Annotated in this window: 12 protein-coding genes; 9 read left to right on the top strand and 3 right to left on the bottom strand. The window is 46.7% G+C overall.

Annotated features, from left to right (window positions below; all coding sequences use genetic code 11):
* Nucleotides 1–278: 278 nt before the first annotated feature.
* The 4 genes from B0181_RS06905 to B0181_RS06890 all read left to right on the top strand — a co-directional run bounded on the left by B0181_RS06905 (nt 279) and on the right by B0181_RS06890 (nt 8,026).
* Complete coding sequence (locus B0181_RS06905; protein ID WP_078276777.1) at nt 279–3,119, top strand: 2-oxoglutarate dehydrogenase E1 component; 2,841 nt, start codon at nt 279–281, stop codon at nt 3,117–3,119.
* Between the two features lie 263 nt (nt 3,120–3,382).
* On the top strand, nt 3,383–4,576 hold the full coding sequence (gene odhB / locus B0181_RS06900; RefSeq protein ID WP_078276776.1) for a 2-oxoglutarate dehydrogenase complex dihydrolipoyllysine-residue succinyltransferase: 1,194 nt from the start codon (nt 3,383–3,385) through the stop codon (nt 4,574–4,576).
* Between the two features lie 129 nt (nt 4,577–4,705).
* Nucleotides 4,706–6,154: a dihydrolipoyl dehydrogenase gene (gene lpdA / locus B0181_RS06895; protein ID WP_078276775.1), complete on the top strand. Its 1,449-nt coding sequence runs from the start codon at nt 4,706–4,708 to the stop codon at nt 6,152–6,154.
* A 288-nt stretch (nt 6,155–6,442) separates the two neighbouring features.
* Nucleotides 6,443–8,026, top strand: a complete 1,584-nt coding sequence (locus B0181_RS06890) for a peptide chain release factor 3 (RefSeq protein WP_078276774.1) — start codon at nt 6,443–6,445, stop codon at nt 8,024–8,026.
* Nucleotides 8,027–8,230: 204 nt separating this feature from the next.
* On the opposite strand, the gene B0181_RS06885 is transcribed toward B0181_RS06890, so the two are convergent.
* On the bottom strand, nt 8,231–8,881 hold the full coding sequence (locus B0181_RS06885; protein WP_078276773.1) for a hypothetical protein: 651 nt from the start codon (nt 8,879–8,881) through the stop codon (nt 8,231–8,233).
* Between the two features lie 135 nt (nt 8,882–9,016).
* Between B0181_RS06885 and B0181_RS06880 the strand changes: the two genes are divergently transcribed.
* The 4 genes from B0181_RS06880 to B0181_RS06865 all read left to right on the top strand — a co-directional run bounded on the left by B0181_RS06880 (nt 9,017) and on the right by B0181_RS06865 (nt 11,761).
* Nucleotides 9,017–9,379, top strand: coding sequence for a helix-turn-helix domain-containing protein (locus B0181_RS06880; protein ID WP_078276772.1), 363 nt, complete (start codon nt 9,017–9,019; stop codon nt 9,377–9,379).
* A gap of 195 nt (nt 9,380–9,574) precedes the next feature.
* Complete coding sequence (locus B0181_RS06875) at nt 9,575–10,414, top strand: glycosyltransferase family 1 protein (RefSeq protein ID WP_133141510.1); 840 nt, start codon at nt 9,575–9,577, stop codon at nt 10,412–10,414.
* Between the two features lie 286 nt (nt 10,415–10,700).
* Entirely contained in the window at nt 10,701–11,423 is a 723-nt protein-coding gene (locus tag B0181_RS06870; RefSeq protein WP_078276770.1) for an AzlC family ABC transporter permease, read from the top strand.
* Nucleotides 11,424–11,431: 8 nt separating this feature from the next.
* Nucleotides 11,432–11,761 carry a branched-chain amino acid transporter permease gene (locus B0181_RS06865; RefSeq protein WP_078276769.1) on the top strand — a complete coding sequence of 110 codons (330 nt, stop codon included), beginning with the start codon at nt 11,432–11,434 and terminating at the stop codon, nt 11,759–11,761.
* Between the two features lie 152 nt (nt 11,762–11,913).
* Here B0181_RS06865 and fghA read toward each other — a convergent pair whose 3' ends face one another.
* Both fghA and B0181_RS06855 read right to left on the bottom strand, forming a co-directional pair.
* Nucleotides 11,914–12,744, bottom strand: a complete 831-nt coding sequence (gene fghA, locus B0181_RS06860; RefSeq protein WP_078276768.1) for an S-formylglutathione hydrolase — start codon at nt 12,742–12,744, stop codon at nt 11,914–11,916.
* Between the two features lie 26 nt (nt 12,745–12,770).
* On the bottom strand, nt 12,771–13,886 hold the full coding sequence (locus B0181_RS06855; protein ID WP_078276767.1) for an S-(hydroxymethyl)glutathione dehydrogenase/class III alcohol dehydrogenase: 1,116 nt from the start codon (nt 13,884–13,886) through the stop codon (nt 12,771–12,773).
* 266 nt (nt 13,887–14,152) lie between these two features.
* Here B0181_RS06855 and B0181_RS06850 point away from each other — a divergent pair, with 266 nt between their 5' ends.
* Nucleotides 14,153–15,385: a DUF2254 domain-containing protein gene (locus tag B0181_RS06850; protein ID WP_078276847.1), complete on the top strand. Its 1,233-nt coding sequence runs from the start codon at nt 14,153–14,155 to the stop codon at nt 15,383–15,385.
* Nucleotides 15,386–15,437: the final 52 nt, after the last annotated feature.

Genomic DNA, 15,437 nt, shown 5'->3' with positions numbered 1-15,437 from the left:
TAAGTCTGCATAAATGATAAATTTTCCCAATCGTGAAATTTGATAAAAGAAAATTTATCCTATTTTTGGGTAAAATTGCGCCTAATGCCCGTCAAATGGTGATAAAAGGGCGATTAAAGTGTGCTGTGTTGCATTTTTCAAAAGAATGCAACTTGTTATCTGTCGTCAAATGGCGTAAACTATACAGATATGCGTACGCATTTAAAAAAGGCGATGGCTTGCCCAAAAACTGCGTGTTTTGGTGAGCGATCCAGTAATTTACCAACATGGCAAAAATTATGACTAAAAATAGCAAAGATACGGTGGCTTATCAGAACACTGAATTGGCAGCGGACGGCGCGGCATATATTGAAGCGCTGTACGAGCAGTATTTGGAAGACAATCAAAGCGTGAGCGAAGATTGGCAAAAGTACTTTGCGGATTACCGTTCGGACGCTGATGCGCCGCATAACGCCATCAAAGAGCAGTATCTGCTTTTGGCACGCAACCAAACCAACGCACGCCCAACGGCAGGTGGCACAGGCGAGTGCGACCCAAAACAAATGGCGGTTCAGCAGCTGATCAGCGCTTATCGTCGCCGTGGTCATCGTAAGGCAAAACTTGATCCGCTAGGACTGCAACAACGTGCGCCAGTGGAAGATTTGACCTTGCAATTTCATGGCTTGTCTGAAGCGGATTTGGACACGCTATTCCCAACCAATGATTTGGCAATCGGTAAATCTGAAGCGACTTTGCGTGAAATCATTGAGATTCTTGAACGTGTGTACTGTGGCAGCATTGGCTATGAGTTCATGCACGTTTTCACCGCTGCTGAAAAACGCTGGTTTGAAAATTACATCGAGTCAAACCACGGACACATTCGCTTTGACAACGCCAAAAAACTAGAAATTCTGGATCGCTTGACTGCGGCTGAAGGTCTTGAAAAATACCTTGCGCGTAAGTACACAGGCGTGAAGCGTTTTGGTCTTGAAGGCGGTGAGAGCTTTATCCCAGCTGTGCATGAGATGATTCAGCGTGTGGGCGGTTATGGTGCAAAAGAAGTCGTGATTGGCATGGCGCACCGTGGTCGTTTGAACTTGCTGGTAAACATCATGGGTAAAAACCCAAGCGCTTTGTTTGATGAATTTGATGGTAAAGTACAGCCAACCATCGGCTCAGGCGACGTAAAATACCACAATGGCTTTAGCTCAAACGTAACCACCAAAGGCGGTGAGCTGCACCTTGCTTTGGCGTACAACCCATCGCACCTAGAAATCGTATCGCCTGTTATGCTGGGTTCTGTGCGTGCGCGCCAAGCTCGCCGCAGTGAAGAATACGGCTACGACATTGATAACAGCACTGTACTACCAATCGTGGTGCATGGCGACGCAGCCTTTGCAGGTCAAGGCGTAAACCAAGAAACTTTCCAAATGTCGCAAACACGCGCCTATAAGACAGGCGGTACGTTGCACGTTGTGATTAACAACCAAGTGGGCTTTACCACTTCACGCCCACAAGACGCACGCTCGACCGAGTACTGCACAGATGTGGCGAAAATGGTACACGCACCAGTGCTGCACGTCAATGGCGACGACCCAGAAGCGGTGGTGTTTGCATCTCAGCTTTTGGTAGATTATCGCCGTGAATTTGGCAAAGACATCGTACTTGACATCGTGTGCTACCGCCGTAACGGTCATAACGAATCGGACGAGCCGTCAGCCACTCAGCCTTTGATGTACCAAATCATCAAAAAATTGCCAACCACACGCGCGCAATACGCCAAGAAATTGGCAGATGAAAGCGTGCTAAGCGCAGACGACAGCGCCAAACTAGAAGATGATTATCGTGTGGCTCTGGACAATGGCGAAGACGTGGCAAATGGCTTGGTGAAAGAGCCAGACACCAGTCTATTTGTGGATTGGTCGCCTTATGTGGGTCATCAGCTGGTGGACGACTGGGAAACCGGCGTTGACATTAACAAGCTAAAAGCCTATGGCGAAGCGATGGCGAAAGTGCCAGAAGGTTTTGAATTGCAGCGTCAAGTTGCCAAGGTAATCGAGCAGCGTCTGGCAATGCAAACAGGTCAAGAGCCGCTAAACTGGGGTGCCGCTGAGACTTTGGCGTATGCGTCTTTGGTGGACGAAGGCAAACTTGTGCGCATCACAGGTGAAGACGTGGGTCGTGGTACGTTCAGTCATCGTCATTCAGAGCTGTTCAGTCAAAAAGACGGCAGTATGTACATTCCGCTGCAGCACGTTTCACAAAATCAAGCACGTTTTGCTACTTATAACTCGCTATTGTCAGAAGAAGCGGTGCTTGCCTTTGAATACGGCTATGCCACCACCATGCCTGACGCATTGATTATTTGGGAAGCGCAGTTTGGCGACTTTGCCAACGGTGCGCAAGTGGTGATTGACCAGTTTATCGCCAGCGGTGAAACCAAATGGCAGCGTTTGGCAGGCTTGGTAATGCTATTGCCACACGGCTTTGAAGGTCAAGGCCCTGAGCATTCATCAGCACGTCTAGAGCGTTATTTGCAGCTGTGTGCCGAAGATAATATGCAAGTCATCACACCGACCACGCCTGCGCAGATTTTCCATGCGCTGCGCCGCCAAGTGGTGCGCCCAGCACGCAAGCCACTGATTGTGATGTCGCCAAAATCTTTGCTGCGTCATCCGTTGGCAACTTCGCAGCTTGAAGAGCTTGCAAATGGTAAGTTTGAAACGGTATTGCCAGAGATTGATGCGCTGGACAACAGCAAGGTAACTCGCCTAGTGCTGTGCGGTGGTAAAGTGTACTACGAGCTGCTGGATCAGCGCCGTAAACTTGGCTTGGACAACGTTGCCATCGTGCGTGTTGAGCAGTTGTATCCATTGCCAGAAGCGCGTATCCAAGAAGAGCTTGCCAAGTATCCAAACCTAGAATCTGTGGTATGGGCGCAAGAAGAGCCGCTAAACCAAGGTGCGTGGTACTATCTGCTACCAGAGTTGTATCGCTTTATCCCTGCGGACAAATTGGCAGCACCAGCAGCACGTCCTGCGGCAGCCGCACCAGCGACAGGCTCGCCGAAGATTCACGCAGCGCAGCAAAAAGCGCTCATCGCTCAGGCGTTGAACGTTGCCGAAGATCAGTTGCAATAACCCTTAAAGCTAAGCTGTGCGATGCAGCTTAGCTTTCCTGCTTTTTGCTTGATTTATACATTAACACGATATTAAGCGAATGTGTAAAGTGATGAGCAATGAGTAGATGTGGATTTGGCAGTTTTTAAATTGTTTTTATCAATCCATTTTTAATCGGTTTTATGAATTGGTTTTAAGGTGGATTTCAATCATTTGATAAAGTGTGAAAAGCGCACTTTTGAATAAAATTTTGCAAACAAATCAAATAAACCTAGGAGTTTATCATGGCTGAAATTAAAGCCCCTGTGTTCCCAGAATCAGTACAAGACGGCACAATCGTAGAATGGCACGTTGCCGAAGGTGATGCGGTAAGCCGCGACCAACTGCTTGCAGAAATTGAAACTGACAAAGTGGTGCTTGAAGTGGTTGCGCCTGATGATGGCGTGGTAACCAGCATTGTAAAAGGCGTGGACGACACCGTATTGTCTGCTGAAGTGATTGCGCAGTTTGAAGCGGGCGCTGCACCTGCTGAAAAACCAGCCGCACCAGCCGAAGAAAAAGCTGAGCCAGCTGCCGCGCCTGCACAAGCTGCACCAGCCACTGCTGAAGGCGATTTCAAAGACCAAAGCCCAGCGGTGCGTAAAGCTGCTAAAGAAACTGGTGTAAACCCAGCGGACGTGGCTGGCACAGGTCGTGGCGGCCGTGTTACTAAGTCTGACATGGTAAACCCAACTTTGAAAACTTCATCTGGCAGCGTAATCGCTACTGCTGTGGGTGAGCGTGCTGAAACTCGCGTACCAATGACTCGCTTGCGTAAGCGCATCGCTGAGCGTCTGCTTGCCGCCACCCAAGAAACCGCAATGCTGACCACGTTCAACGAAGTGAACATGAAGCCATTGATGGATTTGCGTGCTAAGTACAAAGACCGCTTTGAAAAACGTCATGGCGTGAAACTTGGCTTTATGTCATTGTTCGTAAAAGCAGCGACCGAAGCTCTAAAACGTTTCCCAGCAGTGAACGCTTCTATCGATGGCGACGACATCGTTTACCACGGCTTCTATGACGTGGGCGTGGCGGTATCAAGCGATCGTGGCTTGGTTGTGCCTGTACTGCGCGATACTGACAGCATGGGCTTAGCTGACGTAGAAGCGGGCATCCGTGATTATGCCATCAAAGCACGCGAAGGCAAATTGGCAATCGAAGAGATGACTGGCGGCACATTCACCATCACCAACGGCGGTGTGTTTGGTTCGCTAATGTCTACACCAATCATCAACCCACCACAAACTGCGATTTTGGGTATGCACGCCATCAACGAGCGTCCAATGGCAGTAAACGGTGAAGTGGTAATCTTGCCGATGATGTATTTGGCACTGTCTTATGACCACCGTTTGATTGACGGTAAAGATGCGGTACAATTCCTTGTAACCATCAAAGAATTGATTGAAGATCCATCAATGCTATTGCTTGATTTGTAATTTGATCACCATCTTTTGATGGTAGTCTTTTGACAATCTAAAGCCTGTCTGTTGCAGGCAGGCTTTTTAAAAAATTTGCTTATATAAGCAATAAATCCTTTAAAAACAAACACATAAACGAGAATAATCATGAAAACTTCTTATGATTTGGTTGTGATTGGCGGTGGCCCGGGCGGCTATGAAGCAGCAATTCGTGGCGCACAGCTTGGCTTTAGCGTGGCGTGTATTGAAAAACGCGTTCACAAAGGCGAGCCTGCATTGGGCGGCACTTGCCTAAACGTGGGCTGTATCCCATCAAAAGCACTGCTTGACAGCTCACACCGCTATGAAGCAGCGAAGCATGAAATGGCAGAGCACGGCATCACCACAGGTGATGTGAGCATTGATGTTGCTAAAATGCTTGAGCGCAAAGACAATATCGTAAAAGGCTTGACTGCTGGTGTGGCAGGCTTGCTAAAAGGCAATGGCGTGGATTGGCTGCAAGGCACTGGCACATTGCTTGACGGTAAAGGCGCAGAGAAAAAAGTTAAATTTGCGGCATTGACTGGTGAAGAAAGCGAAATCACCGCTAAGTATGTGATTTTGGCGGCAGGTTCTGTGCCGATTGAAATCCCAGTTGCCAAGACAGATGGCGAGTACATCGTGGACAGCACTGGCGCGCTAGAGTTTAGCGAAGCACCGAAGCGTTTGGGCGTGATTGGTGCAGGCGTGATTGGCCTTGAACTGGGTTCTGTATGGCGTCGCTTGGGTTCGCAAGTGGTGGTGTATGAAGCCATGCCAGAATTTTTGGCGGCAGCGGACAAAGACATCTCAAAAGAAGCGGCTAAATTGCTGAAAAAACAAGGTCTTGACATCCGTGTGAACACCAAAGTTACCAACGCTGAAGTGGTAAACGGTGAAGTGGTAGTAACCACTGACGTGAATGGCGAAACCAAAACTGAAGTGTTTGATCGCTTGATCGTGTGCGTGGGTCGCCGTGCTTATAGCGAGCAGCTATTGGCTGAAGGCTGCGGCATCACCTTGACCGAGCGTGGTCTTGTGGACGTGGACGAGCAGTGCAAAACCAACCTAGATGGCGTGTACGCAATCGGTGATTTGGTGCGTGGCCCAATGCTTGCTCACAAAGCGATGGAAGAAGGTATGATGGCGGTAGAGCGCATTCATGGCGAAAAAGCGCAAGTGAACTACGACACCATCATCAGCGTGATTTATACGCACCCTGAGATTGCGTGGGTGGGCTTGACCGAAGAGCAAGCCAAAGCGCAAGGCTACGAAGTAAAAACTGGCTCATTCAACCTAGCGGCTAACGGCCGTGCGCTGGCACAAGGCGAAGGCGTGGGCTTGATTAAAGTGGTTGCTGATGAAAAAACCGACCGCCTATTGGGCATGCACGCTGTAGGCGTGGGCGCAGGCGACATCGTACATCAAGGCATGATTGCGCTTGAGTTTGTTTCTAGCATTGAAGATTTGCAGTTGATGACTTTTGCACACCCAACAGTGTCAGAAGCGGTGCATGAAGCAGCATTGGCAGCAGACGGCCGTGCAATTCACGCCATCAGCCGTAAAAAACGCAAATAATTTAACAAGGTTTTGTTTTAAATTATTGAATGCTCAAACCCTTGCTACGGCAGGGGTTTGTTTTTTGTAAATGGGTGGTAGGTTTGGGCAGTTTTGAAAGATTTTAAGATTTAACGGTTTAAGATTTAACGGTTTAAGATGTGTGAACGAATTTGACATGGCTTTGGTAAAGAATAAGCCGTTGCGCCGCGAGATAAGCGCCTTATGACAATCAAGTCTTATTTAATATGGTCTTTTCACGCATAAAGCCTTATAATATGCGCTAATTTTGTGCAATTTTTTAAAGTTATGAGCAATCTTACCCAAGAAATCCAAAAACGCCGCACTTTCGCCATCATCAGCCACCCTGACGCAGGTAAAACCACCATGACCGAAAAACTGCTGCTGTGGGGCAAGGCAATCCAAAGCGCAGGCGAAGTAAAATCACGCAAAACCGACAAGCACGCCACGTCCGACTGGATGAGCATGGAGCAAGAGCGTGGCATTTCTATCACCACGTCTGTCATGCAGTTTGATTATAACGACTGCGTGGTAAATCTTTTGGACACCCCCGGCCACGCCGACTTTGGCGAAGACACTTACCGCACCTTGACGGCGGTGGACAGCGCACTGATGGTGATTGATGGCGCAAAAGGCGTGGAAGAGCGCACCATCAAGCTGATGGAAATTTGCCGTATGCGAGACACGCCCATCATCTCATTTGTGAACAAACTTGACCGTGAAATCCAAGACCCGCTGTCGCTGCTTGATGAGATTGAAAATGTCTTAAAAATCAAATGCGTACCGTTTTTTTGGCCGATGGGCATGGGGCAGGATTTCGTGGGCGTGTACGGACTTTTTGATGATAAATTGTACCTGTACAAAAAAGGGCATGGTGGCGAGATTATTGATATTGAGACCAGAGACGGCTACGACCACCCTGACGTAAGAGAGCGTCTGGGCGAGCTGATGTTTAATGCCTTTACCGACAGCCTAGAGCTTGCGCAGATGACAGCGGAGGATTGGTCGGTTGAAGCGTTTTTGGCAGGGGAAATTACGCCTGTGCTGTTTGGTACGGCATTGGGGAATTTTGGTGTGAACATGGTGCTAGATACGATCACCAAATACGCACCTGCGCCACAGTCTGCGCCAGCGGTGGAGCGTGCCGTGCTGGCGACCGAGAGCGAATTTAGCGGCTTTGTTTTTAAAATTCAAGCCAACATGGACCCACGCCACCGCGACCGTATTGCCTTTTTAAGAATTTGTTCTGGTAAATACGAAAAAGGCATGAAAATGAATCATGTGCGACTGGGTAAAGAAGTGCGCATTTCAGACGCGGTAACGTTTTTGGCGGGCGATCGCCAAGCCCTAGAAGAAGCCTACGCTGGTGATATTATTGGCTTGCATAATCACGGCACGATTCAGATTGGCGACAGCTTTACCAGTGGTGAAGTGCTGAATTTTACGGGCATTCCGCACTTTGCGCCTGAGTTGTTTCGCCGTGTGGTGCTAAAAGATCCGATGAAATCTAAGCAACTACAAAAGGGCTTGCAGCAGCTTTCTGAAGAAGGCGCGACCCAAGTATTTATGCCGCAGATTAACAACGATTTGATTTTGGGTGCGGTGGGCGTGCTGCAATTTGAAGTTGTGGCACACCGCCTAAAAGAAGAATATAAGGTGCAGTGCAGCTTTGAGCCGATTTCTATTGCGACGGTGCGCTGGATTCACTGCGATGACAAGGCGGCGCTTGAGAAATTCAAGAAAAAAGCCCACGACCAGCTGTCCATCGATGGCGGCGGCTATTTGACGTATCTTGCGCCAAGCCGTGTGAATCTGCAGCTGATGCAAGAGCGCTACCCTGAAGTGGAGTTTCGCAGCACTCGTGAGCATTGATTGAAAAAAGACCACTCTAGGGTGGTCTTTTTTGTGTGTGAAATATGAGTTGGTTGAAGTGGTTTGGGATTTTTTTAGGTGTTTAATGGTTATAAAATAATTCATCTGCAGGTTGGGTTGAGCAAGGCGAAAACCCAACATTGCAAAAATTTATTCTGAAATGTTGGGTTGTGTAAACCGGGGTATGGAAAAACCAGTCTATCATTAAGTCGGCGGTAGAAGGTATTGTTTTATTTGCAAATCAATTTCGCCAAACAGCTCTTCTGCTTGCTTGTTAATGTTACGTGATGCGTACATCCACCATATGAGATAGCCGGCTGCAAAGACAGGTGTAAAAATCAAAGCAGTAAATAGGGCGATAATTAATGGTATGATTACCAATGCAACAAAAACCACACTTGAAGATATTTGATTAAATTGTAATTTCATTAAGCCTATTAGGCCTGTTTTGAATAATGGTTCTATTATCTCATCGTATTTTTTCACAACTTTGTCAAGAGATCTGTTATTTATTAAAATGTAAGGGGTGGTTGTCGGATCGCCTTTTGGTGAAAACCCTTTGAAGTATAGCGCTTGAACGTGGTGGCCAGCTCGGATATTGGCTTCTTCAAAATTGGTCAGTCTCAAAACTTCTTCTTTGCCAGCTTCATTAACAATATAAACCTCATCATGAGTTGTATTGCTTGATTTTATGGATGTTCCAGCATGTGCATATCTATTTTTGCCTCCTGCTAAAGCATGAGAACGACCGCTGATATGCGTCTTAACTGTGCGCCTAACATCAATTACTTTTCCTGAAATACTACAGACCTCCACTTGTTTTTTGTGCCCATCAAAGCTTGTAAGTTCTATCATGCTATTCTCCTTATGAATAATGAATAAAAAAATTGAAACTATTTAAAATTTATAATAAAATACCTTGAAAATCCACCAACAAACCCGATTTTTCCCACCCACTTTTTATGACTTTTGCCCACAAAAAGGTGCTTTATGGACATTCCCAATAATCTTGCTCAATTAAGAAAAGAGCAACATTTGACCCAAGAGCAAATGGCGGAAAAATTGAGAATGTCAAAAAATGGCTATGCCAAACTTGAGCGTGGAGAGAGCAAAATCACCATCGAGCATTTGCAAAATATTGCCAACACCTTTAATATTGATGTGGTTGAGCTGCTAAAATCAGATAAAGACGTGGCGTTGTTGATTGGTGATAACAACCAAAATTGCGTCAATAGAAATTACAGCAGTCAGCAAGAAATAGAAAAACTTAAACTCATCATCGCGCATAAAGACGAAATGCTGGTGCAAAAAGATAAAGAAATCGCATTATTGCGCCGTTTGCTGGATCAATAATTTTTTGCCAGTTTCTTTTTGGTGTGTTTTTGCGCTGTTTGCTTCTCGCCTTGCCATTCCCAATCCCAACCTGCATTTTAAGTCAAACACCATTTTATCGTAAGTTTGGTTTTGTGCTACAATAGCGCTTGGCTTGGGCGATTTTGCCTTGCCGATTTAACAACCAGTGATTTTGCAAAGCAGCGCACCAATCTTATGACAAAACCCACCTACAACATCACCACTTTTTACCCCGGCGTGTTTGATGAGCTTGCCGAACTTTTGTATTTTTCGCTGCTGGAGCTTGGCGTGGCAGCGACCATCACGAGCCGTACGATTTATACAGAAGCGACAAACATCGTCTTTGGCGTGCATACGCTTGGTGAAAAAGCGCTTGAGCTGCCGAGCAATACCATCGTTTTTAATCTAGAACAGCTGGATTTACAAAGCGAACACCCTGTGATTCGTGAGTGGACAAAGCTGTATTTGGCGCTGGGCGAGCGGTTTGTGATTTGGGATTACAGCACCAAAAATCTTGCGCTGTGGCAAGAATTTGGCGTGCAGGCGAAGCTGTTTGAATTTGGCTATCAAAAATCACTCAACCGCATTTACAGCCAGCATAGCGGCATCAAGCAAGATATTGACGTGCTGTTTTATGGCTCAACCAACGACAGGCGTAAAAAAGTGCTGGACGAGCTGATGGCGCGTGGGCTGCGCTTTAAGCATTTGTTCAATGTGTACGGCAAGCAGCGTGATGAGTGGATTGCGCGCGCCAAGCTCATCGTCAATCCGCACCTGCGTACGACTGAGATTTTTGAAGTGGTGCGCTGCTCATATCTGATGAATAATGCTGTGCCAATCGTCAGCGAAATCAACCCAACCACCGTCATTGAGCCACGATTTTTGGCAGGCGTGGCAGGCGCGCCTTATGAGCTACTTGCGGATAAATGCGCAGAACTGATCCAAAACGACAGCGAACGACTGGCGCAGGGCTATCGTGGCTTGGCAAGCCTTAGCCAGTACCCGCAGTTTGAGTTGTTGGGGCGGATTTTGTGATGAAATTGAGCCGCCAAACATTGTTTGGATTGCCACTCTTGACAGATGTATCAAAAGCCGATAAATTACAGGGTGTTTTTTGGTTTATAGGCTAAGCAAAAAACTAAGATTTGCCAGAGAGTTTTTAAATGCTGGGCTGTGTTGTCAGTCTGGCTGATAAGTTTGAATACCAATTGCGAACCTAAACTATCAAATTTCACCATAAACTCAATTAAATCGCCAACCTTAAATCACTAAGCCCAGCTCATTTATTCCAGCCATTTGCCAATCCATCAAAACAAAACCCATGATTTCACCTGATTTACGCCACACCGCTAAAGCCGCCTTTGCTCACAGTCTGCCGATTATGTCAGGCTTTTTGTTTTTGGGCATGGCGTATGGCGTGTATATGTCTTCGCTGGGATTTTCGGCGTGGTATCCTGCGCTGATGGCGTTGTTTATTTTTGCAGGGTCGGTGGAATTTATTGTCGCAGGTATGCTGATTATGGCATTTGCGCCGTCATCGGTGCTTTTGCTGGTGCTGATGGTCAGTGCCAGACAGATTTTTTATGGCATTTCTATGCTCGGTAAGTTTGAAGGCATTACTGGCTGGAAGCGTTGGTATTTGATTGCTGGCATGACCGATGAGAGTTTTGCGATTAACTACACCGCTGACCCAAATGGCGTGGATAGGGCGTGGTTTATGGTGCTGGTTACGCTGTTTTTGCACATTTATTGGGTGGCGGGTTCAGCATTGGGTGGTGTGCTTGGGGCGGTGCTGCCGTTTGATTTGACAGGGGCGGAATTTGCGATGACGGCACTGTTTTTGGTGATTTTTGTGGAGCAGTGGGCAAGGGAGCGAACGCACGAAAGTTCGCTTGTTGGCATTGGCATGACGGCAGCGTGTCTGATAATTTTTGGCAAGACGCATTTTTTATTGCCTGCGATGGGCGGAATTTTGCTGTATTTGAGCGTGCGCAAAAAGGCGATTGAAGCTAAGATGGCAAACGCCAAGCCAGCCAAATCGTGAGTAAAGCTATGAGCATCAATGAACAAATTTTGACCATTGCGCTTGCCGTGCTTGCGGTGCAGGCGTGTCGCTGGATGGCGTTTTGGCTGTTTCCTGCGCACAGACGTGTGCCTGATTTTGTGCGCTATTTGGGGCAGGCTCTGCCATCTGCGGTGTTTGGGCTTTTGGTGGTGTATTGCTACAAAAATATTTCGCTGACACAAACGCCCTACGGTGCGCCTGAATTTATCGCAGGGGCGGTGGTGGTGGCATTGCACCTTTGGCGAAAAAATATGTTTTTATCCATCGGTGCTGGGACGGTGCTGTATATGGCGTTGGTACAAGGGCTGTTTGCTTAATTTGCCGTTCCTTAATTTAAGCTGCTTTGATTTGCGTTTGTGAGTTTGTATCGCCAAAATTTACCATCAAGCCAACGAGAAATTTTAATAAAAAAAAGACGGCAATTTGACCGTCTTTTTTGTTGGTGATTGACTGATGGTTGGCGAAAAATTTACGCTGCCAGTCGTTTGGCGTGATAAGCCAAATGCTCACCGATAAAACTTGCGATAAAATAGTAGCTGTGGTCATAACCTTCGTGATAACGAATTTGGGCGTTTTGACCGTGAGTTTCGCAAACTTGCTCAAGCAAATTAAGTTTTAATTGCTCATTAAGGAATTGATCCGCCAAGCCTTGATCCACCAAGATGTGCGGCAATTTTTTACCTTGTTTAATCAGCTCCACACTGTCATAGATTTGCCAGTCTTGAGCATTTTCACCCAAATAAGCTAAAAAGGCTTTTTGCCCCCACGGCACTTGGCTTGGTGCAACAATCGGCGAAAATGCAGACACACTTGCATATCTATCAGGATTTTTAAGTCCAATCGTCAATGCACCGTGTCCGCCCATTGAATGTCCACTGATAGCTTGTTTACCATTTGTTGGGAAATGTGCATTGATTAAATCAGGCAATTCGTCTACGATATAATCATACATTTTAAAATGCTTAGCCCAAGGCTCTTGGGTGGCATTCAGATAAAAACCTGCACCTTGCCCCAAATCATAAGCGTCATCATTTGGCACATCTGCACCGCGTGGGCTAGTGTCTGGCGCGACCACGATAACGCCCAACTCGGCAGCATAACGCTGAAATCCTGATTTTGTAATAAAGTTTTGCTCGCTACAAGTCAATCCAGACAGCCAATAAAGTACAGGAAGTTTTTGATTTCCTGCTTGCTTAGGCAAATAAATGGCAAATTTCATCTGGCAGTTTAGGCTGTGGGAAAAATGCTCCCACACGCTTTGCGTACCAACAAAACAGCTGTATTGTTCGATTTGCTTCATCTTTTTTACTCACTTTTATGTGCTTTTTATTCGCTAAAATGAATTACGCTACGAATGGATTTACCTTCGTGCATCAAATCAAAGGCTTTATTGATGTCTTCTAATGGCATGCGGTGAGTTACAAAAGGTGCAAGCGAGATTTTGCCTTTCATTGCGTCTTCAACCATACCGGGCAGCTGCGTTCTGCCTTTTACCCCGCCAAATGCTGTCCCTTTCCACGTTCTGCCTGTTACGAGCTGAAATGGGCGAGTCGCAATTTCTTTGCCAGCACCTGCCACACCAATGATGATAGATTGCCCCCAGCCACGGTGTGCCGATTCTAAAGCAGCACGCATAACATTGACATTGCCAATACATTCAAAGGTATGATCTACACCCCATTTGGTCATTTCAACAAGCACCTGCTGAATTGGTTTGTCATAATCATTTGGATTGATGCAATCTGTTGCACCAAATTCTTTAGCAAGTTTGAATTTTTCTGGGTTGGTGTCAATCGCAAAAATGCGTCCTGCTTTGGCTTGTTTTGCACCTTGCACCACTGCAAGCCCAATACCACCCAAACCAAACACCGCCACACTATCGCCTTCTTGGACTTTGGCGGTGTTATGTACAGCGCCAAGGCCAGTTGTTACGCCGCAGCCAAGCAGGCAGACCTGTTCGTGATTGGCTTGTGGATTGATTTTTGCCAGAGAAATTTCAGGAACAACCGTATATTCGCTAAATGTTGAACAACCCATATAATGATAAATTGGCTCTCCATTATAAGAAAATCGAGTCGTGCCATCAGGCATTAGCCCTTTTCCTTGCGTTTCACGCACAGCGACACAAAGATTGCTTTTATTGGATTTACAAAACTCACACTCACCACATTCTGCCGTGTAAAGCGGAATAACGTGATCACCGACTGCTAGGCTGGTTACGCCTTCGCCAAGCTCTACAACGACGCCAGCACCTTCGTGCCCAAGCACAACAGGGAATACACCTTCTGGGTCTTCGCCTGACAAAGTGTAAGCGTCCGTGTGGCATACGCCCGTGTGTGTCAGCTTGATAAGTACTTCGCCTTTTTTCGGTGGGGCGACATCAAGCTCTACAATTTGTAATGGTTCATTGGGTGCAAAGGCGACAGCGGCTCTTGATTTCATAAAATTTCCTACTGATTAAGTTTGGTTTGGTAAAAGTTAAATTTGGTTTGATGAATGCGTGAAAGTATAACACAGCAAAAGCGCTTTGCGTGCGATGAATGATTTGGCGGCGGGTTGTATTTTTGTTAAGTTTTCTTGTAATTTTTAAGTTTTTTCTTGCGCTTTTTAAGATTGTTAGAAAATTTTGCTAAAATGGGCGCAATATTGCATTTTTATTTTATATTAAGTAAATTTTGATTAAGTATTAAGTTTGTATGTTAAAAACGATGTTTTATCAATGGTATTTAAATTTTAAAAAACCTGAAAATACCTTGTGGGTAGCACCGACATTGGGAGCGGTGCTGGCGGTGGTGTTTGTGCTGATTGCCAAATTGGCAGACAGTCATTTGTCGGCAGACGCTTTTCCGCATTTGGATTTGGATACGCTTGATGATTTGCTCAACGTGATTGCCTCTACCATGCTGGCGGTCAGTACTTTTTCGCTGTCCATCATGGTGTCGGCATTTGGTTCTGCGTCTAATGCCACCACGCCGCGCGCCACCAAACTTGTGATGAGTGATGGCAGTACGCGGCTGGCGATTGGTAGTTTTTTGTCGGCATTTGTGTATGCCATCATTGCCAAGATTGCGCTGGGGCTGGGCTTTTATGCCCAAAATGGACGTTTTGTGCTGTTTGTGGGGACGCTGCTGATTTTGGGTTATTTGATTTTGATGCTGATTCGCTGGGTGCAGATACTCTCGCAGCTGGGCGGGCAAAGCAACACGCTGAGCAAGATTTCTCACGCCACTCAAGCGGCTGTCCAAGCCTATTATCAAGACCCGCAGATGGGCACAGGCGGTAAGGCATTGGCGGATACAGCACCGCCTGTTTTGGCAAACGGCGCAGGCTATCTGACGCACATCAATCTTGCTGGTTTGCAAAAACTTGCCCAAGACCAACAAGGCTACATACATATCATCGCGCACGCAGGTGATTTTATCATGCCAGACAGCACGCTTGCGCTGGTGGAAAATGTGGACGCAGCTGATGAGATACGCGCGTGTTTTATGATTGACGCCAGCCGAGACTTTGCCCAAGACCCTGAGTGGGGCTTTATTGTGCTTAGTGAAGTGGCGCAGCGTGCGCTGGCTACGAATAATGATGCAGGCACCGCGATTGCTGTGATGACGAGCATTTTTAATCTCACCACTGCTGATTATACGCCATCTGAAGAGGTTCAATTTGACCGCCTGTTTATTGCGCCACTGGATACGACAAAATGGCTGGAAAACAGCTTTTATCCCATCATGCGAGACGGCAGCGGCACGCTGGAAGTGCAGCTGGTTATGCAAAAAGTACTGTTTGGGATTTTTTGTCATGCCAAAGACCATACACTACAACAAAGCGCCAAGAGCATCGCCCAAAGTGCTTTGCAGCGTGCCCAAGAGACTTTGGCTTTTGATGATGATAAAGCTGAGCTGGCGACGTTGCATGAAGGGTTGTTTGCTAAAAGCGAATAGGTTGGTGCTGTAAGTGAGCTTGGGTTGTGTTTCTTTGGCGTCTGATTTGGGT

The organism is Moraxella caviae, from assembly GCF_002014985.1.
Taxonomy (GTDB): domain Bacteria; phylum Pseudomonadota; class Gammaproteobacteria; order Pseudomonadales; family Moraxellaceae; genus Moraxella; species Moraxella caviae.
The sequence above is the reverse complement of the archived record's forward strand: the minus strand, read 5'-3'. Positions and strand labels throughout refer to the sequence as shown.